The organism is Variovorax sp. GW821-FHT10C12, from assembly GCF_059415405.1.
The window spans coordinates 386,048-410,596 of record NZ_JBWKNE010000003.1 but is presented as its reverse complement, the minus strand read 5'-3'; the positions used below and the strand labels follow the sequence as shown (position 1 = coordinate 410,596).

Sequence of the window (24,549 nt, the reverse complement as noted above, 5' to 3'; positions counted from 1 at the left end):
AGGGCGGCTGCCACTCACGGACGAACACAACCATGCACACGACCATGAACCGCACCCTCCGCACCCCCCGCCTGGCCGCCGCGCTCGTCTGCGCCGCCGCCGGCATGCTCGCCACCGGCGCCCACGCCGCCGGCGAAGCCAAGAACGTGATCTTCTTCCTCGGCGACGGCATGGGCCCCGTCACCGTGACCGCCGCGCGCATCTACAAGGGCGAGAAGCAGCTGGCCGCCAAGCCCGGCTCGCTGGTGAGCCCCGAGCGCGCGAACCTCACGATGCAGTCGCTGCCGTATGCGGCGCGCGTGAAGACCTTCTCGCTCGACGGCCAGACCACCGACAGCGCGCCCTCGATGGCCGCCTACATGACCGGCGTGAAGATGCGCAACGAGGTGATCTCGATGTCCAGCGACACGGTCGCCGTCGACAGCACCGGCAAGCAGTACATCAACGGCGAGAACACCACCTGCCCGCCGACCAACGGCCAGGCCGCCGACACGCTGCTCGAGCTCGCCAAGGCCAAGGGCCGCGCGGTCGGCGCGGTGTCGACCACGCGCGTCGGCCATGCCACGCCGGCCACCACCTACGCGCACATCTGCAACCGCAACGGCTACAACACCATCGCCGAGCAGAGCGTGCCGGGCCACGCCAACTACAACCCCAAGCTGCTCGACGGCGTGGACGTGCTGCTGGGCGGCGGCCAGCGCAACTACCTGCCGACCACGGTCCTGGCAGGCAGCAAGCGCACCGACGGCGTCAACCTGGTGACGGCGATGCAGGCCAAGGGCTACACCTACGTCGACACGGGCACCAAGCTGCGCGCCGTCGACGCGGGCGCCACGGGCAAGCTGCTGGGCCTGTTCACGCCGAGCGAAATGGCCTACGAACTCGACCGCGTGAAGCAGAACCTCGACCAGCCCAGCCTGTCGGAAATGACCGAGAAGGCCCTGGGCGTGCTCAGCAAGAACGACAAGGGCTTCTTCCTCATGGTGGAAGGCGGTCGCATCGACCACGCGCTGCACGGCACCAACGCCAAGCGCGCGCTGGAAGACACGCTGGCCTTCGACACGGCCATCCAGACCGCGCTGGACTACATGAACAAGAAGGACCCAGGCCTGAAGAACACGCTGGTGGTGGTCACGGCCGACCACGACCACGCGATCGCCTTCAACGGCTACCCGAAGATCGGCAACCCGATCCTGGGCAAGGTCAACGGCTACGCCGACGGCAAGCCCTCGAAGGCGGCGGACGGCAAGCCCTACACCACGCTGGTGTTCGGCAACGGCGGACGGCCCAACGCGACGGCCGCCAGCCAGATCAACCCGGAAGACAACAACAAGCCGTGGATCGCGCCGGCGCGCGGCGCCTCGCGCGACGACCAGACCGCGATGGACACCACGGACGACAACTTCCTGCAGGAAGTTGGCATCAACCTGGGCACGCCGGGTTCGGAAACGCACGGCGGCGGCGACGTGATGCTGTTCGCGGGCGGCGCGGGCGCGAAGCTCTTCAAGGGCACCGTGGAGAACATCAAGGTGTTCAACAAGGTCAAGGAAGCGGCGGGCCTGTGAACGCTGCCGTGACGCTCAAGACGCTGCTGGCGGCGGCGGCCCTCGCGGCCCTTCCGCTGGTGGCCGGCGCGGCAGGCGATGATGCCGCCGCGCCCGACCAGACCCTGCGCATCACGCACCACGTGATGTCGATCGGCAAGGACGGCGTGCAGCGCGAAAGCCGCTACGCCGACCGCATGGTGCGCCGCGCCGGCACGGTGTGGATCGAGCGCGAGCTGCCGCCCACGCTGCGCGCCGGCCATGACCACGAGGCCAGCGAAGGCAAGGTGCACATCGGCCACGCGCACGCCGACAACACGGCCGCGCCGCTGTGGCTGCGCCGCGATGCGGCCGGCACGGTGCAGGTGAACATGGTGCTGCGCCAACAGCGCAAGGTGATCGAGGTGGACGCGGCCAACTACGGCAACGTCGGCTACAGCGGCTCGTGGGCCAACGCCTATTGGCTGATCGACCCGGCCAGCCTGCCGCGCATGAAGGCGCTCGGCACGGCGCGCGGTGGCGTGCAGCGCTACGAGCTGCCGCAAGGCGAACGCACGCTGCGCGTCGACTGGGACGTGGCGGGCCGCTATGCGCGCAAGATCGAGCAGCGCGACGCGCACGGCACCTCGCTCAACGTGATGACCGCTTCGGCCATCGCCGCGCCGAAGGTGCTGCCGTGGCAGCAGGTCGAAAGCTACGCGCGCGGCGACTACTCGGACCTGCTGGATTAGGGCTTGTGCACGCTATTTCCGGCGTCGCCGGAAACAGCGTGAACAGGCCCTGGTACTTCTTAGAGGAAGCGTTCGAGCAGCTTGCGCGAGGCGCGGTCGAGCACCTTCGCATCGGGAATGCGGAACTGCACGCCGTGCGCGCTCGCGATGAGCAGCGCGCCGCCCTCGAGGCGGCGGATGTCTTCCTCGGCCTTGAGCACGAAGCTGGTGTCGCCGCGGTCGGTGCTCACGGTCCAGGTGCTGGGCACGCCGAAGCTCGACACGCGGTGCAGCTTCAGCAGCGTCGGCGCAAAGTCGCGCACCGCGAGTTCCTCGGTCAGCAGCGCCTGCGTGGGTGCGGGCAGCTGGTCGACGCGGTCGACCCACACGAGTTCGCGGCCTTCGCTGCCGACGAGCGACACGCCCTCGTTGGGCGCGCTGAGCGGAAAGGCGCGCACGGGCGTCACGCCCACGTGGCGCTCGCCCTGTGCGTCGGTCAGCACGAGGCGGCCGAAGGTGTCGCGGGCGAGTTCGAAGTTGTTGTTACTGCTGCTCATCACACGTCCCCTGCCGGATGGGCCGCGTGGCTCACGGCCAGCGGTGCCTGGGCGTTGGCGCGCTCGTCGGCGGCGCCTTCGCTCACATCGTCTTCGTCGCCCTGGCGCAGCTGCGCCTGGTACAGGCGCCAGTAGGCGCCCTGCTTGGCCATGAGCGCGTCGTGCGGCCCGACCTCGACCACCTCGCCGCGGTCCATGACCACGAGGCGGTCGGCCTTGCGCAGCGTGGACAAACGGTGCGCGATGGCGATGGTGGTGCGGCCCTGCACGAGGTTGTCGAGCGCCTTCTGGATTTCCTTCTCGGTCTCGGTGTCGACGGCCGAGGTGGCCTCGTCGAGGATCAGGATGCGCGGGTCGATGAGCAGCGCGCGCGCGATGCTGATGCGCTGGCGCTCGCCGCCCGACAGGCCCTGGCCGCGCTCGCCGACCAGCGAGTCGTAGCCGTGCGGCAGGCGCAGGATGAAGTCGTGCGCGTGGGCCGCGCGGGCTGCGGCCACCACCTCTTCGCGCGTGGCGTCGGGCTTGCCGTAGGCGATGTTCTGCGCGATCGTGCCGAAGAACAGGAAGGGCTCCTGCAGCACCAGCCCGACGTGGCGGCGGTAATCGGCCACGGCGAAGCGGCGGATGTCGGTGCCGTCGACCTTGATGGCGCCGTCGGTCACGTCGTAGAAGCGGCAGATCAGGTTGACCAGCGTGCTCTTGCCCGAGCCGCTGTGGCCCACGAGGCCGATCATCTCGCCGGGCTCGATGGTCAGGTCGAGGTCGTGAATCACGGCGCGCGAGCCGTAGCGAAAGCCCAGCCCGCTCATCTCGATGCGGCCCTGCACGCGCTCCACCTTCACCGGGTTCGCCGGCTCGGGCACGTTGCTCACGTGGTCCAGGATGTCGAAGATGCGCTTGGCGCCGGCGGCGGCCTTCTGCGTGACCGAGACGATGCGGCTCATCGAGTCGAGCCGTGTGTAGAAGCGGCCGATGTAGGCGATGAAGGCGGTGAGCACACCCACTGTGATGTGGCCGCGCGCCACCTGCCAGATGCCGAAGGCCCAGACCACGAGCAGGCCGATTTCGGTGAGCAGCGACACGGTCGGCGTGAACAGCGACCAGGTGCGGTTGAGCTTGTCGTTGACCTGCAGGTTGTAGGCATTGGCCACGCGGAAGCGCTCGGCTTCGCGGCGCTCCTGCGCAAAGGCCTTGACCACGCGGATGCCGGGGATGGTGTCGGCCAGCACGTTGGTCACTTCGGACCAAACGCGGTCGATCTTCTCGAAGCCGGTGCGCAGGCGGTCGCGCACGACGTGGATCATCCAGGCGATGAAGGGCAGCGGCACCAGCGTGACCACGGCCAGCAGCGGGTTGATCGAGAACAGGATGACCGCCGTCATGACGATCATCAGCACGTCGTTCGCGAAATCGAGCGCATGCAGCGACAGGAAGACGTTGATGCGATCGGTTTCGGAGCCGATGCGCGCCATGAGGTCGCCGGTGCGCTTGCCGCCGAAATAGTCCAGCGGCAGGGTCAGCAGGTGCTCGTAGGTGGTGGTGCGCAGGTCGGCGCCGATGCGCTCGGACACCAGCGCCAGCAGGTAGGTGCGCGCCCAGCCGAGCCCCCAGCCGACCAGCGCCGCGATCAGCAGGCCGCCCAGGTACAGGCCGACCCGGGCGGAGTCGATCTTCTGTCCGTTCTGGAACGGGATCAGGATGTCGTCCATCAGCGGGATGGTCAGGTACGGCGGCACCAGCGTGGCGGCGGTGGAAATGAGGGTCAGAACAAACCCGAGGATCAGCTGCTTGCGGTACGGCCCGGCGAAGCGGCCCAGGCGCAGCAGCACCCAGGTCGAAGGCGGGGTCTGGAGCTCGGTGTCGGTGCCTTCGGCCTCGAGACCTTCGGGCACCTCTTCTGTCGCCTTCGTGACAGCCGGCGCGGCGCGCTGGCCGAACAACTTGAGCAGCTTGAGCGCCGCCGGCTGGCCGGCCAGGGTGTAGCGCCAGCGGGCGAGCTGTCCGGCGGGCCCGATGAGGTCGAGGGTTCCGACGCCTGCGTGATCGGAAAGGCGCATTTCCAAGGCCTGCTCGGTGAGTGGCCACTCACGCCACTCGCCACCGGGTTCCAGGGCAATGAGGCGCTGGTCGGTCAGGGCGACGAGGCCCGTGGCGAAGCGAAGTTGGTCGTCGAGGTCAACCGCAAGTGTTACCGAAACGTTTTCAGTGCCTGCGAGTCGGCTTTTCAGCACGCCTGAGACCGCCTCCGTTTCGCCCGCCTGGGCGCCGACTGGATCGTGATGTTGCATTGTGTTTATTTGACTCTTGCCCGTCGCGGGCCGCAGGGACCGCGTCATGGCGCCCTTGGTCGGGCGCCGATTCTGACCGATCGCCATGGGAGCGCTTGAAGGCGCCGTGGTGCTCGGCCAAAGCACATCGAACGTTTGCATGACCCGTTTCGACGACATCCAATTGCTGCGCATCAACTATTTGCGCGGTCCCAACCTCTGGACCTACCGTCCGGTGCTCGAAGTCTGGCTCGACCTGGGCAAGCTCGAGGACTTCCCCTCCAACAAGATCGACGGTTTCACCGACCGGCTGACCACCCTGCTGCCGGCGCTCATCGAGCACCACTGCGGCGTGGGCGAGCGCGGCGGCTTCATCCAGCGCCTGACCGAAGGCACCTGGTCGGGCCACGTGCTGGAGCACGTCGTGATCGAACTGCTGAACCTGGCTGGCATGCCGACCGGCTTCGGCCAGACCCGCAGCACCTCGGAGCACGGCGTGTACCGCATGGTGTTCCGCGCGCGTGACGAGCAGGTCGCCCGCGTGGCGCTGGCCGAAGGCCACCGCCTGCTGATGGCGGCCATCAACAACGACCCGTTCACCGCCGCCGACGTGCAGACCGCCGTCGAGGCCGTCAAGGCCAAGGTCGAGGACTGCTACCTCGGCCCGAGCACCGCGGCCATCGTGTCCGCCGCCACCGACCGCGGCATTCCGCACATGCGCCTGAACAGCGGCAACCTGGTGCAGCTGGGCTACGGCGCCAACCAGCAGCGCATCTGGACCGCAGAAACCGACTACACCAGCGCCATCGGCGAATCGATCGCCAGCGACAAGGAGCTGACCAAGTCGCTGCTCGCCAGCTGCGGCGTGCCCGTGCCGCACGGCCAGGTCGTCGAGTCGCCCGAAGAAGCCTGGGAAGCCGCCGAAGACATCGGCCTGCCCGTGGTCGTGAAACCGTCGGACGCCAACCATGGCCGCGGCGTGTCGCTCGAGCTGACCACGCGCGAGGAAGTCATGGCCGCCTTCGCGGTCGCCGAGCCCGAAGGCAGCGACGTGATGGTCGAGCGCTTCATCCGCGGCCACGAGCACCGCCTGCTGGTGGTGGGCGGCGAGGTGGTGGCGGCGGCACGCGGCGAGATCATCACCGTGACCGGCGACGGCACCAGCACCGTGGCCGGGCTGATCGACAAGCAGCTCAACAGCGACCCGCGCCGCGGCGCCGAAGAAGAATTCCCGCTCGACGTGATCGTGCTGGCCACCGACGCCAAGCTGCAGCTGGAGCTCAAGCGTCAGGAACTGGACGGCACCTCGGTGCCCGCCGCCGGCCGCGTGGTCACGATCCAGCGCAACGGCAACATGGCCTACGACTGCACCGACCTCGTGCACCCCGAGGTGGCGCACGCCGCCGTGCTCGCCGCCCGCGTGGTCGGCCTGGACATCGCGGGCATCGACATGGTCGCGCAAGATATTTCCAAGCCGCTGGGCCCGCAGGGCGGCGCGATCGTCGAGGTGAACGCCGGCCCCGGCCTGCTGATGCACCTGAAGCCGGCCATCGGCTCGCCGCGCCCCGTGGGCCGCGCCATCTGCGACCACCTGTTCCCGAACGACGCACCTGGCCGCATCCCCGTGGTGGGCGTGGCCGGTTCGCGCGACACCGCCGTGCTCGCGCGGCTGGTGGCCTGGCTCATCAACCTGGGCGGGCGCCACACCGGCCTGGCCTGCCGCGACGGCCTGTTCCTGGAACGCCGCCGCGTCGACGCACGCGACAGCGCCAACTGGGACGCCGGCCACCGCCTGCTCGTGAACCGCGCCGTCGAGGCCGTGGTGATCGAGAACGGCGCCGAGACCATCCTGCGCGACGGCCTGGCCTACGACCGCTGCGAAGTCGGCATCGTGACCGACCTCGAAGGCTGCGAAGCCCTGGCCGACTACGACATCACCGAGAGCGACCAGATGGTCAAGGTGCTGCGCACCCAGGTCGACGTGGTGCTGGGCGAAGGCACGGCCGTGCTGAACGCCGACGAGCCGCGCATCGCCGCGCTGGCGCCGCTGTGCGACGGCTCGGTCATCCTCTATGCGGCCGACCCGCAGGCCGCCGCGCTGTCCGCGCACCAGGCCGCCGGCGGCAAGGCCGTGCTGGTGCGCCAGGACCGCGTGGTGCTGGCCAACGGCACGAGCGAATCGTTCCTGCCCGGCCTGGGCCGCCTGACCATCTGGCGCGCGACCCACGTCGGCGTGAGCCTCGAAAGCCTGCTGGCCGCCGTGGCCGCCGGCTGGGCCATGGGCATTCCGCTCAACCTGATCGGCGCCGGCGTCGAGGCCTTCGAAGCCGACCTGCAGGCGGCCCTGGCCTCGCTGCAGCTGTCGCAGGCCTCGCCCCTTTCGCCCCAACAACAATTGGCATGACACGATGCGCCGCCCCGCCACCCGCGGGGCCGGCGCCCCGGTCACACCGCAAGATCACTGCAACCGCGCGCCCCGTGCCGTAGCCCCATGAAAGTCACCCGCATCCGCGCCCTGCGCGGCCCCAATCTCTGGAGCCGCCACACCACCATCGAGGCCGTCGTGGCCTGCGAAGGCGACGAGAACGCCGTCGGCAAGCTCGACGGGTTCGAAGCCCGCCTGCGCGCCCGCTTCCCGACCATCGGCGAGCTGCACCCGATGGTGCTCGGCCAGCCGTTGGCGCTGGCCCATGTGCTCGAGAACGCCGCCGTGGCGCTGCAGGCGCAGGCCGGCTGCGCCGTCAACTTCGGCAACACCGCGCCCACGACCGAAGAAGGCGTCTACCAGGTCACCGTGCAGTACACCGAGGAAGACGTGGGCCGCCGCGCCCTCGCCCTGGCCGAGGCGCTGATCCAGGCCGCGCTGGCCGACACCCCCTTCGACGCCGACGCCGCCATCACCGAGCTGCGCGACCTCGACGAATCGGAGCGCCTGGGCCCGAGCACCGGCTCCATCGTCGACGCCGCCGTGGCGCGCGGCATTCCGTACCGCCGCCTCACCAGCGGCAGCCTGGTGCAGTTCGGCTGGGGCTCCAAGCAGCGCCGCATCCAGGCCGCCGAGATCGACAGCACCAGCGGCGTGGCCGAATCGATTGCGCAGGACAAGGAACTCACCAAGCAGCTGCTCAACGCCGCCGGCGTGCCGGTGCCGCTGGGCCGCCCCGTGAGCAGCGCCGACGACGGCTGGGCCGCCGCCGAAGAAATCGGCCTGCCGGTCGTGGTGAAGCCGCAGGACGGCAACCAGGGCAAGGGCGTCACGGTGAACATCACCACGCGCGAGCAACTCACTTCGGCCTACGACTCGGCCGCCGTGTACGGCGAGGTGATGGTCGAGAAATTTTTGCCCGGCTTCGACTTCCGCCTGCTGGTGGTGGGCGACCGCCTCGTGGCCGCCGCACGCCGCGACCCGCCGCAGGTGATCGGCGACGGCAGTTCCACCGTGCGCCAGCTGGTCGACACCGTGAACCTCGACCCGCGCCGCGGCGAGGGCCACGCCACCTCGCTCACCAAGATCCGTCTGGACGACATCGCCATCGGCCGGCTCGAGTCGCAGGGCCTCACGCCCGAGAGCGTGCCCGAGCTGGGCCAGCGCGTGGTGCTGCGCAACAACGCCAACCTCTCGACCGGCGGCACCGCCACCGACGTCACCGACACCGTGCACCCCGAAGTGGCCGCGCGCGCCGTCGATGCGGCGCAGATGGTCGGCCTGCACATCTGCGGCGTCGACATGGTCTGCGAGAACGTGCTGCGCCCGCTCGAGGAACAGCACGGCGGCGTGGTCGAAGTGAACGCCGCGCCCGGCCTGCGCATGCACATCTCGCCCTCGTTCGGCCGCGGCCGCGCGGTCGGCGAGGCGGTGATGGACACGCTGTTCGCCCCCGGCGACGACGGCCGCATTCCCGTGGTGGCCGTCACCGGCACCAACGGCAAGACCACCACCGCGCGCCTGATCAATCACATCATTGCCTCCAGCGGCCTGCGCACCGGCATGACGAACACCGACGGCGTGTACGTCAACGGCCGCCAGACCGACAGCGGCGACTGCAGCGGCCCCAAGAGCGCGCGCAACGTGCTGATGCACCCCGACGTCGACGCGGCCGTGTTCGAAGTGGCCCGCGGCGGCGTGCTGCGCGAAGGCCTGGGCTTCGACCGCTGCGAAGTGGCCGTGGTCACCAACATCGGCAGCGGCGACCACCTGGGCCTGAACTACATCACCACGGTGGAAGACCTGGCGGTGCTCAAGCGCGTGATCGTGCGCAACGTGGCGCCCGACGGCTACGCGGTGCTCAACGCGGCCGACGTGAACGTCGCCGCCATGGCGGCCGGCTGCCCCGGCAACGTGATCTTCTTCACCGCCGACCGCATGCACCCGGTGATGGCCACGCACCGCGCGCAAGGCAAGCGCACCGTGTACGTCGACCAGGACACGCTGGTGGCCGCCGAAGGCTCGTGGCGCGAACGCATCGCGCTGCGCGACGTGCCCATCACGCGCGGCGGCACCATCGGCTTCCAGGTCGACAACGTGATGGCCTCGGTGGCCGCCGCGTGGGCCGTGGGCCTCGATTGGGACACCATCCGCAGCGGCCTGTCGAGCTTCATGAACGACGCGGCCGGCGTGCCGGGGCGCTTCAACGTCATGGACTACCGCGGCGCCACCGTGATCGCCGACTACGGCCACAACACCGACGCCATGAAGGCGCTGGTGTCGGCCGTGGACACCATGCCCGCCAACAAGCGCTCGGTGGTCATCAGCGGCGCGGGCGACCGGCGCGATTCGGACATCCGCGACCAGACCGCGATCCTCGGCCAGGCCTTCGACGACGTGATCCTGTACCAGGACGCGGCGCAGCGCGGCCGGGCCGACGGCGAAGTGATGGCGCTGCTGCGCCAGGGCCTGCAGGGCGCCTCGCGCACGCGCCAGATCGACGAGATCCGCGGCGAGTTCGTCGCCATCGACACCGCGCTGGCGCGGCTGCAGCCGGGCGACCTGTCGCTCATCCTGGTCGACCAGGTCGAAGAAGCGCTGGCCCACCTCGCGCAACGCATCGCGCAGGGCTGATCCGCCCGCCCCGCAGCGCGGGAGGCCCGCCCTCCTGGCGCTGCCGGACGTGTCCCACACGCAGGGGCGCGTCCGGCCCGCTCCACGGCGCGCGGCTTGTCCCACAGCCCCGCGCCATCAGCCGGCCCACACTGGGGCACCGGTCGCACCCTGCGTTCTTTTGCTTTCTGTTTTCTGTTCGCACGGCGCGCCGCTTCAGGAGCCCCGATGACGATCCACACCTTCCGTTCCACGCTCTCGACGGCCGCCCTCGTGGCCGTCGGCGGCTTCTTCATGGCCGGCGCGCCGCTGGCCTCGGCCCAGGCGCCGGGCAGCGACGCGCGGATGCAAAAAGAACGTGCCACGTGTGACGGCGTGCAACAGGACCGCGCGGCCTGCCTGCGCGAAGCCGGCGCCGCGCGCCAGGAAGCCGGGCGCAACGGCCTGACCGCCCCCGGCGCCGCGCGTGAAGACGCCAACGCGATGGCGCGCTGCAGCGAACAGCCCGTGGCCGACCGCGCGGACTGCGAGGCGCGCATGCGCGGCGGTGCGCGCACCACCACCGAAGGCAGCGTGATGGGCGGCGGCGTGATCCGCGAAACCGTCACCCCGCTGCCGCCGCAGCCCGTGCAGCCGGTGCGTTGAAGCACCCGGCCCTGAACCTCGACGCCCAGCGCCGGTCCAACGATTCCGGGCCTGATCCCAGTCTTTCGTCCCGATAGCCAAGGAGCACACCATGTCCAACAATGTGCGTTCGATGATCTTCGCCCTGCTCGCGATCAGCGGGCTGGCCACCACCACCATCGCCGCGGCCGCCCGCGGGGATGCGGGCGGCGGCAACAGCACCTACCAGCAGGAGATTGCGGTCTGCGGCCACAACCAGCAGGACCGTGCCGCCTGCATCCGCGAGGCCGGCGCCGCGCGCCAGGCCGCGGCGCGCGGCGGCCTCACCTCCGCGCCCGACTACCGCGCCAACGCCGTGGCCCGCTGCGGCCTGCAGCCGCCGGTCGAGCGCGCCGACTGCGAAGCCCGCGTGCTGGGCAGCGCAGGCAACATCCGCAGCAATGTCGATGGCAGCGTGATGGGCGGCGGCGTGATCCGCGAGTCGGTCTCGACCCGCGTGGTGACGATGCCGGCCGCGACGCTGCCGCCGCCGATGGTCGCCCCCATGCCTGCGGAACCGATGCCGATGCCCATGCCGCGCCCTGTTCCGGTGCAGTGACCCGGCGCGTATCGCCCGGAATGCGCCTCGGTGATAACACCGACGACACGTTCGCGGGCGATGCCCTCGTTTGTCATCAAATCGTCACAAAATACAGGCAGGTGCTAGCTATAGTTCCCGGTCCCTGCCAACCGAGGAACACTTTCCCATGAATGCCATCAAGGTCGCTCGCCGATTCATTGAAACGGACCCGGCCAACGAATCGGCCAAGATCCTTGCCCAACTGGTGCTGGCGCTCGAAGCCGAACGCAGCTTCGAGTTGATCACGCTCTACAGCCTCGACTACAAGAGCTTCCAGCTTGCGATGGACATCCTGAAGGAGTGGCGCCTGGACCGCTACTACGCCAGCAAGTCCAAGCTGTTCGATCTCTCGCTGCAAGTCACCGAGCTCGAAGCGGGCAACAACGCCGCTTCCTGAGCCCGTCCCATGGCGGTCCGGTACCTGGCGTACCCGGGCCCGCCTTTTTCATTTCCCCCAGCGCAACACCAACGGATCGAGCCGCCGCGCGGTCTCGATGAGGCCGGCGCGCGTCTCGGGATGCAGCGCGGGCAGCGGATGCCGCGGCGCTTCGCAGGCGATCACGCCGCCTTCCTTCATGAGCGCCTTGCAGGCCAGCAGGCCCGCCTGGCGGTTCTCGCAGTTGATGAGCGGCAGCCACCGCTGGTACAGCGCGAAGGCCTGGTCGCGGTCGCCTGAACGGTGCGCCTCGATGATCGGACGGATGCCGTCGGGGTAGCCGCCGCCGGTCATCGAACCGGTCGCGCCGGCGTCGAGGTCGGACATCAGCGTGATCGCTTCTTCGCCGTCCCACGGCCCTTCGATGGCATCGCCGCCCAGGCGGATCAGCTCGCGCAGCTTCGACGCGGCGCCGGCGGTTTCGATCTTGAAGTAAGCGACCTGCTCGATCTCCTGCGCCATGCGCGCGAGAAACGGCGCCGACAGCACCGTGCCGCTCGCGGGTGCGTCCTGGACCATGATCGGAATCGTCACCGCATCCGACAGCCGCGCGTAGAACTCGTGGATCTGCGGCTCGGGCACGCGGAAAGTCGCGCCGTGGTACGGCGGCATCACCATCAGCATCGCCGCCCCCATGTCCTGCGCGCGGCGGCTGCGCTCGGCGCAGACCTGGGTGCTGTAGTGCGTGGTCGTCACGATCACCGGCACGCGGCCCTTCACGTGCTCGAGGATCGTGCGCGTGAGCACCTCGCGCTCCTCGTCGGACAGCACGAACTGCTCGGAGAAATTCGCCAGGATGCACAGCCCGTCGGAGCCCGCGTCGATCATGAAATCGACGCAGCGCTTCTGGCTCTCCAGGTCGAGTGCACCCTGTTCGGTGAAGGTGGTGGGCACCACCGGGAAAATGCCGCGGTATCGGGGGGTCATGACGTGTGATCAGTGGGAGTGGCGGGGAACGGCCGAGCCTCTGCAGCCGACGAGGAAATCGAAGTCGCAGCCTTCATCGGCCTGCAGCACGTGGTTGACGTAGAGCTTCTGGTAGCCGCCGCCGCGCGTGCTCATGGGTTGCGCGTCGGATGCAGACAGCGACGCGAGGCGCGACGCCAGCTCCTCGTCGCTGATGTCCAGGTGCAGGCGCCCCGCATCGCAGTCGAGCTCGATCCAGTCGCCGTCGCGCACCGCCGCGAGCGGCCCGCCGTCGGCCGCTTCGGGCGCGACATGCAGCACCACCGTGCCGTACGCCGTGCCGCTCATGCGCGCGTCGGAGATGCGCACCATGTCCTTCACGCCCTGGCGCAGCAGCTTCGGCGGCAGGCCCATGTTGCCGACCTCGGCCATGCCGGGGTAGCCCTTGGGGCCGCAGTTCTTCAGCACCATCACGCAGCTCGCGTCGATGTCGAGGTCTTCATCGACGATGCGCGCCTTGTAGTGCTCCAGGTTCTCGAACACCACGGCGCGGCCGCGGTGCTTCAGCAGCTCGGGCGTGGCGGCCGAGGGCTTGAGCACCGCGCCGCGCGGCGACAGGTTGCCGCGCAGGATGCGGATGCCGCCGTCGGCGATGAGCGGGTTGTCGAGCGGGCGGATCACCTCGTCATTGAGGCTCGGTGCCTCGCGCACGTTGTCCCAGAGCGACTGGCCGTTCACGGTGAGCGCGCCGGGGTGCGGCAGCAGCCCGTTCTCGCCGAGACGGCGCAACACCGCAGGCAGGCCACCTGCGTAATAGAACTCTTCCATCAGGAAGCGCCCCGAGGGCATGAGGTCGACGATCGTCGGCGTGTGGCTGCCGATGCGCGTCCAGTCTTCCAGCTCCAGCTCGACGCCGATGCGCCCCGCGATCGCCTTCAGGTGGATCACCGCATTGGTCGATCCACCGATGGCCGCGTTCACGCGGATCGCGTTCTCGAAGGCCTCGCGCGTGAGGATCTTCGACAGCGTGAGCCCGTCCTTGGCCATCTGCACCGCGCGCGCCCCCGACATCTGCGCCAGCACGTAGCGCCGCGCATCGACCGCCGGAATCGCCGCGTTGTGCGGCAGCGAGGTGCCCAGCGCCTCGGCCATGCAGGCCATGGTGGAGGCCGTGCCCATCGTGTTGCAGGTGCCCGCCGAGCGCGACATGCCGCCCTCGGCCGAGAGGAACTGGTGCAGGTTGATCTCGCCCGCCTTCAGCGATTCGTGCAGCTGCCACACGGCCGTGCCCGAGCCGATGTCCTTGCCGTCGAGCTTGCCGTTGAGCATCGGCCCGCCCGTCACCACGATGGCCGGGATGTCGCAGCTGGCCGCGCCCATCAGCAGCGCGGGCGTGGTCTTGTCGCAGCCCGTGAGCAGCACCACCGCATCCACCGGGTTGCCGCGAATGGCTTCTTCCACGTCCATGCTCGCGAGGTTGCGCGTGAGCATCGCGGTGGGCCGCAGGTTCGATTCGCCGTTCGAGAACACCGGGAACTCGACCGGGAAACCGCCCGCCTCCGAGATGCCGCGCTTGACGTGCTCGGCGATCTTGCGGAAGTGCGCGTTGCAGGGCGTGAGTTCCGACCAGGTGTTGCAGATGCCGACGATGGGGCGGCCGTCGAACTCGTGGTCCGGGATGCCCTGGTTCTTCATCCAGCTGCGGTACATGAAGCCGTTCTTGTCGGCGGAGCCGAACCATTCGGTCGAGCGCAGTTTCTTTGTCATGGGGAAGTGGTCAGCGGCGCGGAGCGCGCGAGGTGAAGAAGCGTTGGAGCAGGCAGAACACGAAGAGCAGCGCGCCGACCACGATGCGCGTCCACCACGAGCTCAGCGTGCCGTCGAAGGAAATCAGCGTCTGGATGATCCCGAGCATCAGCACGCCGAAGAGCGTGCCCGCCACGTAGCCCACGCCGCCGGTGAGCAGCGTGCCGCCGATCACCACCGCGGCAATCGCATCGAGCTCCAGCCCGAGCGCATGCAGGCCGTAGCCCGAGAGCATGTAGAAGGTGAAGATCACGCCCGCCAGCGCCGAGCAGAAGCCCGAGAGCGTGTACACGCCCACGAGCGTGCGGCGCACCGGCAGGCCCATCAGCATCGCCGAATGCTCACTGCCGCCGATGGCGTACACCGCGCGCCCGAACGGCGTGCAGTGCGCGACGAACACCGCGGCCAGCAGCACGGCGATGGCGATCACCGCGCTGACCGACACCGAAGCCTCGCCCCAGATGGGAATGCGGATCTGCGAGACCTCCGAATAGAAGGCGTTGGTGATGCTGATCGAGTCGATGCTGATGAGGTAGCACAGCCCCCGCGCGAGGAACATGCCCGCCAGCGTGACGATGAAGGGCTGCAGCCGGAAGCGCTCGATGAGCAGCCCCATGAACGCACCGAAGGCCGTGCCCATCGCCAGCACCAGCGGAATCACCACCGCCGGACTCCACCCGTGCTTCTCGACCAGCGAGGCCGACACCATCGTCGTGAGCGCAATCACCGATCCCACCGACAGGTCGATGCCGCCCGAGAGGATCACGAAGGTCATGCCGACCGCGACGACGATGAGGAAGGCATTGTCGATCAGCAGGTTGAGGAACACCTGCGCCGAGAAGAAGCCGTCGTAGAACACCGAGCCCAGCGTCGCCATCAGCACGAACAGCGAGATGGTCGCAGTGAGCGGCAGGTACTTCGGATTGAGCCCCTTCTTGCCCCCTCTCCCGCTTGCGGGAGAGGGTTGGGGTGAGGGTGCCGCGTTGGCGTCGATCACCGCGCTCATGCCCTGCTCCCGTCATGCACCGGCCGCTGCACCAGCGTGCGAACCTCCGCCCTGAACTCCGGCGACTGCATCAGCATCACCACGAACACCACCACCGCCTTCACCACGAGATTGATCTCCGGCGGAACGCCCAGCGAATAGATCGCGTAGGTCAGCGTCTGGATGATGAGCGCGCCGATCACGCTGCCCACGAGGCTGAAGCGACCGCCCGTGAGCGCCGTGCCACCGAGCGTGACCGCGAGGATTGCATCCAGCTCCAGCAGCTGGCCGGCGTTGTTGCCGTCCGCGCTCTTCACGTTCGAGCTGATCAGCAACCCCGCCACGCCCGCGCACACGCCGCAGAACGCATACGCGCCGACGACCAGCCGCCGCGCCTGGATGCCCGCCACGCGCGCGGCCGTCGGGTTGATGCCCACCGCCTGGATGAACAGGCCGAGCGCCGTGCGCGTGATCGCCAGGTACAGCAGCGCGAACACCGCCGCCACGATGAACAACGAGAACGGCAGCCCCAGCAGGTAGCCGCTGCCGAGGAAGAAGAAGGGCTTGTAGTAGATCGTGATGATCTGCCCGTCCGCGATGAGCTGCGCGATGCCGCGCCCCGCCACCATGAGGATCAGCGTCGCGATGATCGGCTGCATGCCGACCTTGGCGACCAGCAACCCGTTCCACAGGCCGCACAGCAGCGCGACCGCCAGCGCCGCGAGGATCGCGAGCGGCATCGGGAAGCGGCTCACGCCGCTGGACACCGAGCCGCCGATCATCCAGGCCGCGACCGCCGCCGCGATGGCCACCACCGCGCCCACCGAGATGTCGATGCCGCGCGTGGCGATCACCAGCGTCATGCCCAGCGAGACCAGCACCAGCGGCGCCGCGCGGTTCACGATGTCGATGAGGCTGCCGTAGAGATGGCCGTCGCGCCATTCGAGGTGCAGGAAGCTGGCGTTGAACGCGGTGTTGATGGCGAGCAGGAGCAGCAGCGTGATGACCGGCCATGCAAGCCGATGCTGCATGAGGGATGAAAGGCGCGTCATGGCTTCTGCCTTGCTCCTTCCCCTTCCGGGGGAAGGCTGGGATGGGGGCACGCGGCCTCTGATGCTGCGCGGCGGTGAAGGCCGCGAGCCCCCACCCCGACCCTCCCCCGGAAGGGGAGGGAGAAACACGAGGAGAGATCGTGGCGCGTCATGCGGCAGCGATCATTTCGTAGACCTCGTCCTCGGTCGAACCACCCGGCAGTTCGCCCACCTTCTGCCGGTCGCGCAGCACCACGATGCGATGCGCCACGCGCACCACCTCGCTCATCTCCGACGAGATGAAGATCACCGCCATGCCCGCGCGCGCGAGCCGCAGGATCTCTTCCATGATTTCCTGCTTGGCAGCCACGTCGATGCCGCGCGTGGGCTCGTCCAGGATCAGCAGGCGCGGCTCGGTCGCGAGCCAGCGCGCGATCATGGCTTTTTGCTGGTTGCCGCCCGAGAGCAGGCCGATGGGCGTTTCGACGCTGGCCGTCTTGATGCCCAGCGATGCGACGAAGCGCTCGGCCATCGCGGTCTGCTCGGCGTGCGAAAGAAATTTCCGCGTGCCCAGCCGGGCCTGCAGCGCCAGCGCGATGTTCTCGCGCACCGACAGCTCGGCCACGATGCCATCCGTCTTGCGCTCTTCGGGACACAGCGCAAGGCCTTCGCGGATCGCGTCGGCGGGATTCGAAAAGCTGACGGAGCGCCCGTCGATCTTCAGCACGCCACGGTCGGGCGATTCGAGGCCGAACAGCAGGCGCGCCAGTTCGGTGCGGCCCGCGCCGAGCAGGCCGGCGATGCCGACGACCTCGCCGGCACGCACGCGCAGGTCGGTGGCCTGCAACTGCCCGGCCTGCCCCAGTCCTTCGGATTGCAGCAGCGCGGGCGCTGCTTCATCGAACGCGGGCAGCGCGGCAGGTCGTGCCGACTGCGCAGCCAACTCGCGACCCAGCATCGCCGCGATCAACGCCTGCGGGCCGAGGTCCGCAGCCTTCCATTCGCCCACCCAGTTGCCGTTGCGCAGCACGGTGATGCGGTCGGACACCGCGTACATCTGGTTCAGGAAGTGCGTCACGAAGACGATGGCCAGGCCTTCGCCGCGCAAGCGCCGCAGCACCTCGAAGAGCTTTTCCACCTCGTCGTCATCGAGGCTCGACGTCGGCTCGTCGAGGATCAGCACCTTCGACGACACGCCGAGCGCGCGTGCGATCGCCACCATCTGCTGCACCGCGACCGAATAGCTCGATAGCAGCCGCGTCACGTCGATGTCGAGCCCGATGCGCGCCAGCAGTTCTTCTGCCCGACGGTTCACCGCGGCCCAGTCGATGCGAAAGCCCTGCAGCGCGCCGCAGCGCGGATAGCGCCCCGCGAACACGTTCTCCGCCACCGAGAGGTTCGGGCACAGGTTCACCTCCTGGTAGACCGTGCTGATGCCCAGCTTCTGCGCCTCCAGCGGCGAGCCGGGCCGGATGGCCTGGCCATCGAGGCACATCTCGCCGCCGCTGGAAGGCAGCACGCCCGTGAGCACCTTGATGAGCGTGGACTTGCCCGCGCCGTTCTGCCCCATCAGCGCATGGATCTCGCCCGGGTAGAGCTTCAGCTGCACGCCGTTCAGCACCGGGATGCCGGCGAACTGCTTGTGGATGCCCCGCAACTCCAGCACGGGGGTGACGCCGCTGTCGGTCATGCGTTCACTTGTTCTTGTTGTAGACGTCGATGAACACTGCCGCCAGCAGCACCAGCCCCTTGATGACCTGCTGGTAGTCGATGCCGATGCCCAGGATCGACATGCCGTTGTTCATCACGCCCATGATGAAGGCGCCGATCACCGCCCCCATCACGCGGCCCACGCCACCCGAGGCCGAGGCGCCGCCGATGAAGCAGGCAGCAATCACATCGAGCTCGAAACCTAGGCCCGCCTTGGGCGTGGCCGTGTTGAGCCGCGCCGCGAACACGAGCCCCGCCAACGCCGCCAGCGCGCCCATGTTCACGAAGGTGAGGAACGCCAGCCGCTGCGTCTTCACGCCCGACAGCCGCGCGGCCTTCTCGTTGCCGCCCAGCGCATAGATGCGCCGGCCGATGGTGGTGCGGTTGGTGACGAAGTCGTACACCACGATCAGCACCGCCATCACCACCAGCACGTTGGGCAGGCCCTTGTAGGTCGAGAGCAGGTAGCTGAAGAAAAGAATGATCGCCGCGAAGAACAGGTTCTTCACGAGGAAGAAGGCGTAGGGCTCCTGCTCCATGCCGTGCGCCTTGAGCTTGGCGCGCCCGCGCAGCTTGAAGAACACCAGCGCCGCTGCGGCCAGCGCGCCCACGATCAGCGAGGTGGTGCGCAGCGTTTCGCCGCCCAGTGGATCGGGAATGAAGCCCGAACTCAGGCGCTGGAACTCGACCGGAAACGGCCCCACCGACTGCCCCGCCAGCAGCGCCAGCGTGAGCCCCTTGAACACCAGCATGCCCGCGAGCGTGACGATGAACGAGGGGATCTTGCGGAACGCGACGAACCAGCCCTGCGCGGCGCCGATCACCGCGCCGGCCGCGATGCTGATGAGCGCCGTCGGCACGAAGTGCCATTCGTACTCCACCATCAGCACCGCCGCGAGCGCGCCGATGAAGCCGCAGACCGAGCCCACCGACAGGTCGATGTGCCCCGCCACGATCACCAGCAGCATGCCCAGCGCCATGATGACCACGTAGCTGTTCTGCAGCAGCAGGTTGGTGAGGTTCAGCGGCCGCAGCAGCGTACCGTCGGTCAGCACCTGGAACAGCACCATGATCGCGACCAGCGAGATCAGCATGCCGTATTCGCGCAGGTTGTTCTTCAGGAAGCCCACGTGGAGCTTCGGGGTGGCGGCGGGTGCGGCGCCCTGCACCGCGTTGGCTTCAGGCGGCGACATGGACAGAACTCCCTGCGCTCACGATGGCATGCATGATGCGTTCCTGCGACGCCTCGGCCGCGGTGAACTCGGCCACGAAGCGGCCCTCGTTCATCACATAGATGCGGTCGCACATGCCCAGCAGCTCGGGCAGTTCGGAAGAAATCATGAGAATGCCTTTGCCCTCGCTCGCGAGCTGGTCGATGATGGTGTAGATCTCGTACTTGGCGCCCACGTCGATGCCGCGCGTGGGTTCGTCCAATATCAGCAGTTCGGGCTTCGTGAAGAGCCACTTGCTCAGCACCACCTTCTGCTGGTTGCCGCCCGACAGGTTGACCACCAGCTGCTCGACGCCCGAACAGCGGATGTTCAGCGCCTTCTTGAAATCGTTGGCCACCTTGAACTCGCGGCCATCGTCGATCACCGCGCGTTCGGCAATCGCATCGAGGTTCGCGAGGCTGATGTTCTTGCGGATGCCTTCCTCCAGCACCAGCCCGAGGCCCTTGCGGTCTTCGGTGACGTAGGCGATGCCGTGGTCGATGGCCTTGCGCACCGTGCTCACGTCCACCGGCTTGCCGTGCATCAGCACCGTGCCGCTGATGCGTTGGCCGTACGACTTGCCGAACACGCTCATCGCCAGCTCGGTGCGCCCCGCGCCCATGAGGCCCGCGATGCCGACGATCTCGCCCTGGCGCACCTGCAGGTTCACGCCCTTGATCTGCTCGCGGTCGGCATGCAGCGCGTGGTGCACGCGCCAGTCGCGCACCTCCAGCACGGTCTCGCCGATCTTCGGAGAGCGCTGCGGGTAGCGGTGTTCCATGTCGCGGCCCACCATGCCCCGGATGATGCGGTCTTCGCTGATCGGAGCGCCGCGGCAGTCCATCGTCTCCACCGTGGCGCCGTCGCGCAGCACGGTGATCGAATCGGCCACCTTGGCGATCTCGTTGAGCTTGTGCGAGATGAGGATCGAGGCGATGCCCTGGCGCTTCAGCTCGAGCAGCAGCGCGAGCAGCGCATCGCTGTCGTTCTCGTTCAGGCTCGCGGTGGGCTCGTCGAGGATCAGGAGCTTCACTTCCTTCGCCAGCGCCTTGGCGATTTCCACCAGCTGCTGCTTGCCCACGCCCAGGTCGGTCACCAGCGTGGTGGGCGGCTCCTTCAAGCCCACCTTGGCGAGCAGCTCGCGCGTCTTCGCATAGGCGGCGAACCAGTCGATCACGCCGCCGCTCGCGATCTCGTTGCCCAGGAAGATGTTCTCGGCAATCGACAGCAGCGGCACCAGCGCCAGCTCCTGGTGAATGATGATGATGCCCAGCTTCTCGCTGTCGGCAATGCCCTTGAAGCGGCGCAGCTCGCCCTCGAAATGGATCTCGCCGGTGTACGAGTCGCACGGGTAGACGCCGCTGAGCACCTTCATGAGCGTCGACTTGCCCGCGCCGTTCTCGCCGACCACCGCGTGGATCTCCCCCGCGCGCACGGCGAGGTTGACGTTGCTCAGGGCCTTCACGCCCGGGAACGTCTTGGTGATCCCGCGCATCGCGAGGATCGTGCGCGCTTCGCCGGTCGGGCTCACTTGACCTGGCTTTCCTTGTAGTAGCCGCTGTCCACCAGCACCTGCTTCCAGTTGGAGCCGTCCACGCTCACCGGCTTGAGCAGGTACGAGGGCACGACCTTGATGCCGTTGTTGTAGGTCTTGGTGTCGTTCACCTCGGGCGCCTTGCCCGAGAGCATGGCGTCGACCATGGCGACCGTCACCTTGGCCAGCTCGCGCGTGTCCTTGAACACCGTGGAGCTTTGCTCCTTGCGCAGGATCGACTTGACCGAGGGAATCTCCGCGTCCTGCCCCGACACCACCGGCATCGGCTGCGAGCCCGAGCCGTAGCCCACGCCCTTGAGCGACGAGAGGATGCCGATCGACAGGCCGTCGTACGGCGACAGCACCGCATCGACGCGGTCCTTCGTGTAGTAGGCCGACAGCAGGTTGTCCATGCGGGCCTGCGCCACCGCGCCGTCCCAGCGCAGCGTGCCGACCTTGTCCATGCCCATCTGCTTGCTGCGCACCACGAGCTTGCCGCTCTTGATGTACGGGTCGAGCACCGACATCGCGCCGTTGTAGAAGAAGAAGGCGTTGTTGTCGTCCGGCGAGCCGCCGAACAGCTCGATGTTGAACGGGCCCTTGCCGCTCTTCAGCCCCAGCGCCGCCTCGATGGACTGCGCCTGCAGCACGCCGACCTGGAAGTTGTCGAAAGTGGCGTAGTAGTCGACGTTCTTCGAGCCCTTGATGAGCCGGTCGTAGGCGATGACCTTCACGCCCTTGTCAGCAGCCTTTTGCAGCACGTCGGAGAGCGTGGTGCCGTCGATGGCGGCAATGACCAGGACCTTCGAGCCCTTCGTCACCATGTTCTCGATCTGCGCAAGCTGATTGGGAATGTCGTCGTCCGCGTACTGCAGGTCGGTCTTGTAGCCCTTGTCCTTGAAGTACTTGACCATGTTCGCGCCGTCGGCGATCCAGCGCGCCGACGACTTGGTGGGCATCGAGATGGCAATGAGGCCCTTGTCCTGCGCGTGGGCCAGCGGCGTGAAGCCGACGACGGCGAAGGCCAGGCCCGCGAGCGAGGCCTTGAGGAAGTTGCGTTTCATGTCGGTCGGTCCTCAGTACTTGCGATTGGGAAACTCTTTGGCGGCGACTTCCATCGGGAAGATGCCTTCTTCCGTGACGATGCGCTTGGGCAGCGTCTTGCCGGCCTTGATGTCCTTCACCGCGCTCATGAGCTGCGGCCCGAGCAGCGGGCTGCATTCGACCGACACGTTGAGCTTGCCGGCGATCATGGCTTCGAAGGCGCCCTTCACCCCGTCGATCGAGATGATGGTGATGTCCTTCGCGGGCTTCATGCCGGCCTCTTCGATCGCCTGGATCGCGCCGATGGCCATGTCGTCGTTGTGCGCGTAGAGCACGTTGATCTTCTTGCCCTCGGCCTTGAGGAAGGCTTCCATCACCTCCTTGCCCTTGGCGCGCGTGAAGTCGCCGGTCTGCGAGCGGGTGATCTTGAACTTCGGGTCTGCCTTGATGATTTCCTCGAAGCCCTTCTTGCGGTCGATGGCCGGGGCCGAGCCCACGGTGCCCTGCAGCTCGACGATGTTCACCTCGCCCTTCTGGTCCTTCATCTTCTCGACCAGCCAGCGGCCGGCCTTGCGGCCTTCCTCGGTGAAGTCGGAGCCCATGAAGGTCACGTAGAGCGAGTCGTCCTTGGTGTTCACGGAGCGGTCGGTCAGCACCACCGGGATCTTCGCGGCCTTGGCCTCGCGCAGCACGGTTTCCCACCCCGACTCGACCACGGGCGAGAACGCGATCACGTCGACCTTCTGCGCGATGTACGAGCGGATGGCCTTGATCTGGTTTTCCTGCTTCTGCTGCGCATCGGAGAACTTGAGCTCGATGCCCGCCTCCTTGGCCGAGGACTTGATCGACTCGGTGTTGGCGGTGCGCCATTCGCTCTCGGCGCCCACCTGCGCGAAGCCGAGCACGAGTTTCTTCTGCGCGAGGGCGGACACGGGCAGCATGCTGCCCAGGGCTGCGGCGGCGAGCGCGGTGTTGAGGGTGCGGCGATTCATGGTCATGGGATGTCTCCTTCTGTTGACTTGCTTTTAAGAAACCGTTCGAGAACCGTTGGCTTTCAGCTCAGGCCAGCATGTAGCCGGTCTTCACCGTCGTGTAGAACTCCGCGGCGTGGCGCCCTTGTTCGCGCGGCCCGTAGCCCGACCCCTTGCGACCGCCGAAGGGCACATGAAAGTCCACCCCCGCGGTCGGCAGATTGACCATCGTCATGCCGACCACGGCATGGCGCCTGAAGTGCATCGCGTGCTTCAGCGAGTTGGTGCAGAGGCCCGCGCACAGGCCGAAGGGCGTGTCGTTGCACAGCGCGAGCGCTTCGTCGTAATCGTCGGCGCGCAGCACGCAGGCCAGCGGCCCGAAGATTTCTTCGCGTGCGATGCGGTGTTCGGGTTGGGCCAGGAAGAGCGCGGGGCTCATGTAGTGGCCGGCGGTGGCGCGCTGCAGTGCCTCGCCGCCCCACACATGCTCAGCCCCCTCTTCGCGCGCGATGTCGATCCACGTGAGGTTCTGCGCCAGCCGCTGCGCATCGGCCACGGGGCCGATGTCGATGCCGCGTTCCAGTGCGTGGCCGATCTTCAGTGTCTTCAGGCGCTGGCGCAGCTGCGCCACGAAGGCGTCGTGCACGGCGGCTTCGACGATGAGGCGGCTCGATGCGGTGCAGCGCTGGCCGTTCGAAAAATAAGCGCCCTGCACCGCGCAGTCGACGGCGCGGTCCAGGTCGGCATCGGCCAGCACGACCAGCGCGTTCTTGCCGCCCATCTCCAGCTGCACCTTGGCGCGCCGTGTGGTGGCGGCCTGCAGCACGCGTTCGCCGTTGGCGGCCGAGCCGGTGAAGCTCAGCGCATCGACCAGCGGGCTGTCGACCAGCGCCTGGCCCGCTTCGCGCCCGCTGCCCATCACGAGGTTGAACACGCCGGCCGGCAGCGTGGCGCGGCCGATGATGTCGGCGAGCGCCCAGCCGCAGGCCGGCACCAGCTCGGCCGGCTTGAAGACCACGCTGTTGCCGTGCGCCAGTGCCGCGGCGATCTTGGAGGCCGGCACCGCGAAGGGCGTGTTCCACGGTGTGATGAGGCCCACCACGCCGACCGGCTCGCGCGTCACGTCGACCTGCACGCCGGCGCGCACCGAGGCCACGTTCTCGCCACCGCCGCCGCGCAGGGCCTCGCCCGCGAAGAACTTGAAGATCTGGCCCGCGCGCGCCACCTCGGCCACGGCCTCGGGCAGCGTCTTGCCGACCTCGCGCGCCAGCAGCAGGCCCAGCTCGTCCTTGCGGGCGAGCAGCTCGGCGCCGATGCGGTCGAGCACGTCGGCGCGCCGCTGCGGCGTGCTGTGGCTCCAGTGCACGAAGGCCTCGCTGGCCGCGCGGACCGCCAGCTCCACCTGGCGCCGGTCGGCACGTGCGTACTCGGCCACCACTTCGCTGGTGTCCGATGGATTGACGCTGACACCGGTGGTCGCGCTGGTTTCCCAGCGGCCGTTGATGTACTGGCGCACGCTCTGCCGAAGCTCGCCGTGGATCACCGTGGCGTTGCCT

General features: G+C 68.2%; 19 protein-coding genes. 7 read left to right on the top strand and 12 right to left on the bottom strand.

The window, feature by feature from the left end:
- The first annotated feature begins 32 nt into the window (after positions 1-32).
- Both AC07OH_RS18415 and AC07OH_RS18410 read left to right on the top strand, forming a co-directional pair.
- Entirely contained in the window at positions 33-1,565 is a 1,533-nt protein-coding gene (locus tag AC07OH_RS18415; RefSeq protein ID WP_495301662.1) for an alkaline phosphatase, read from the top strand.
- On the top strand, positions 1,562-2,275 hold the full coding sequence (locus tag AC07OH_RS18410; RefSeq protein WP_495301661.1) for a hypothetical protein: 714 nt from the start codon (positions 1,562-1,564) through the stop codon (positions 2,273-2,275). Before AC07OH_RS18415 ends, AC07OH_RS18410 begins: the two co-directional genes overlap by 4 nt.
- Positions 2,276-2,334: 59 nt before the next feature.
- Here AC07OH_RS18410 and AC07OH_RS18405 read toward each other — a convergent pair whose 3' ends face one another.
- Together AC07OH_RS18405 and AC07OH_RS18400 are read right to left on the bottom strand one after the other, a co-directional pair.
- Positions 2,335-2,811 carry a cyanophycin metabolism-associated DUF1854 family protein gene (locus tag AC07OH_RS18405; RefSeq protein WP_495301660.1) on the bottom strand — a complete coding sequence of 159 codons (477 nt, stop codon included), beginning with the start codon at positions 2,809-2,811 and terminating at the stop codon, positions 2,335-2,337.
- Positions 2,811-5,099, bottom strand: a complete 2,289-nt coding sequence (locus tag AC07OH_RS18400) for a cyanophycin metabolism-associated ABC transporter (RefSeq protein WP_495301659.1) — start codon at positions 5,097-5,099, stop codon at positions 2,811-2,813. The genes AC07OH_RS18405 and AC07OH_RS18400 overlap by 1 nt, the downstream gene beginning before the upstream one ends.
- Positions 5,100-5,238: 139 nt before the next feature.
- Here AC07OH_RS18400 and AC07OH_RS18395 point away from each other — a divergent pair, with 139 nt between their 5' ends.
- The 5 genes from AC07OH_RS18395 (at position 5,239) to AC07OH_RS18375 (ending at position 11,756) form a co-directional block, all read left to right on the top strand.
- Positions 5,239-7,482: a cyanophycin synthetase gene (locus AC07OH_RS18395; RefSeq protein ID WP_495301658.1), complete on the top strand. Its 2,244-nt coding sequence runs from the start codon at positions 5,239-5,241 to the stop codon at positions 7,480-7,482.
- A gap of 87 nt (positions 7,483-7,569) precedes the next feature.
- Positions 7,570-10,137 (top strand): cyanophycin synthetase, encoded by a 2,568-nt coding sequence (gene cphA, locus AC07OH_RS18390; protein ID WP_495301657.1) that lies wholly within the window; start codon positions 7,570-7,572, stop codon positions 10,135-10,137.
- A 207-nt stretch (positions 10,138-10,344) separates the two neighbouring features.
- Positions 10,345-10,761, top strand: coding sequence for a hypothetical protein (locus tag AC07OH_RS18385; RefSeq protein ID WP_489059154.1), 417 nt, complete (start codon positions 10,345-10,347; stop codon positions 10,759-10,761).
- Positions 10,762-10,852: 91 nt separating this feature from the next.
- Positions 10,853-11,338 (top strand): hypothetical protein, encoded by a 486-nt coding sequence (locus tag AC07OH_RS18380; protein ID WP_495301656.1) that lies wholly within the window; start codon positions 10,853-10,855, stop codon positions 11,336-11,338.
- Between the two features lie 148 nt (positions 11,339-11,486).
- Positions 11,487-11,756: a hypothetical protein gene (locus tag AC07OH_RS18375; protein ID WP_489059158.1), complete on the top strand. Its 270-nt coding sequence runs from the start codon at positions 11,487-11,489 to the stop codon at positions 11,754-11,756.
- A gap of 48 nt (positions 11,757-11,804) precedes the next feature.
- Here AC07OH_RS18375 and AC07OH_RS18370 read toward each other — a convergent pair whose 3' ends face one another.
- The 10 genes from AC07OH_RS18370 to AC07OH_RS18325 all read right to left on the bottom strand — a co-directional run bounded on the left by AC07OH_RS18370 (position 11,805) and on the right by AC07OH_RS18325 (position 24,536).
- Positions 11,805-12,722, bottom strand: a complete 918-nt coding sequence (locus AC07OH_RS18370; protein ID WP_495301655.1) for a dihydrodipicolinate synthase family protein — start codon at positions 12,720-12,722, stop codon at positions 11,805-11,807.
- A gap of 9 nt (positions 12,723-12,731) precedes the next feature.
- A complete protein-coding gene (locus tag AC07OH_RS18365; RefSeq protein WP_139700879.1) occupies positions 12,732-14,468 on the bottom strand; it encodes an IlvD/Edd family dehydratase in 1,737 nt (578 codons plus the stop codon).
- 10 nt (positions 14,469-14,478) lie between these two features.
- On the bottom strand, positions 14,479-15,513 hold the full coding sequence (yjfF, locus tag AC07OH_RS18360) for a galactofuranose ABC transporter, permease protein YjfF (RefSeq protein WP_495301654.1): 1,035 nt from the start codon (positions 15,511-15,513) through the stop codon (positions 14,479-14,481).
- Positions 15,510-16,544 carry an ABC transporter permease gene (locus AC07OH_RS18355; protein ID WP_495301653.1) on the bottom strand — a complete coding sequence of 345 codons (1,035 nt, stop codon included), beginning with the start codon at positions 16,542-16,544 and terminating at the stop codon, positions 15,510-15,512. Before AC07OH_RS18355 ends, yjfF begins: the two co-directional genes overlap by 4 nt.
- A 148-nt stretch (positions 16,545-16,692) precedes the next feature.
- Complete coding sequence (locus AC07OH_RS18350; RefSeq protein WP_495301652.1) at positions 16,693-18,213, bottom strand: sugar ABC transporter ATP-binding protein; 1,521 nt, start codon at positions 18,211-18,213, stop codon at positions 16,693-16,695.
- Positions 18,214-18,217: 4 nt separating this feature from the next.
- Positions 18,218-19,426, bottom strand: coding sequence for a multiple monosaccharide ABC transporter permease (mmsB, locus tag AC07OH_RS18345; protein ID WP_495301651.1), 1,209 nt, complete (start codon positions 19,424-19,426; stop codon positions 18,218-18,220).
- The gene (gene mmsA, locus AC07OH_RS18340) at positions 19,413-20,939 is read right to left on the bottom strand and encodes a multiple monosaccharide ABC transporter ATP-binding protein (RefSeq protein WP_495301789.1); all 1,527 of its coding nucleotides are present in this window, start codon (positions 20,937-20,939) and stop codon (positions 19,413-19,415) included. The genes mmsB and mmsA overlap by 14 nt, the downstream gene beginning before the upstream one ends.
- A gap of 32 nt (positions 20,940-20,971) precedes the next feature.
- A complete protein-coding gene (chvE, locus tag AC07OH_RS18335) occupies positions 20,972-22,042 on the bottom strand; it encodes a multiple monosaccharide ABC transporter substrate-binding protein (RefSeq protein ID WP_062480578.1) in 1,071 nt (356 codons plus the stop codon).
- A gap of 12 nt (positions 22,043-22,054) precedes the next feature.
- Positions 22,055-23,020, bottom strand: a complete 966-nt coding sequence (locus AC07OH_RS18330) for an ABC transporter substrate-binding protein (protein WP_062480580.1) — start codon at positions 23,018-23,020, stop codon at positions 22,055-22,057.
- A gap of 61 nt (positions 23,021-23,081) precedes the next feature.
- Entirely contained in the window at positions 23,082-24,536 is a 1,455-nt protein-coding gene (locus AC07OH_RS18325) for an aldehyde dehydrogenase family protein (RefSeq protein WP_495301650.1), read from the bottom strand.
- Positions 24,537-24,549: the final 13 nt, after the last annotated feature.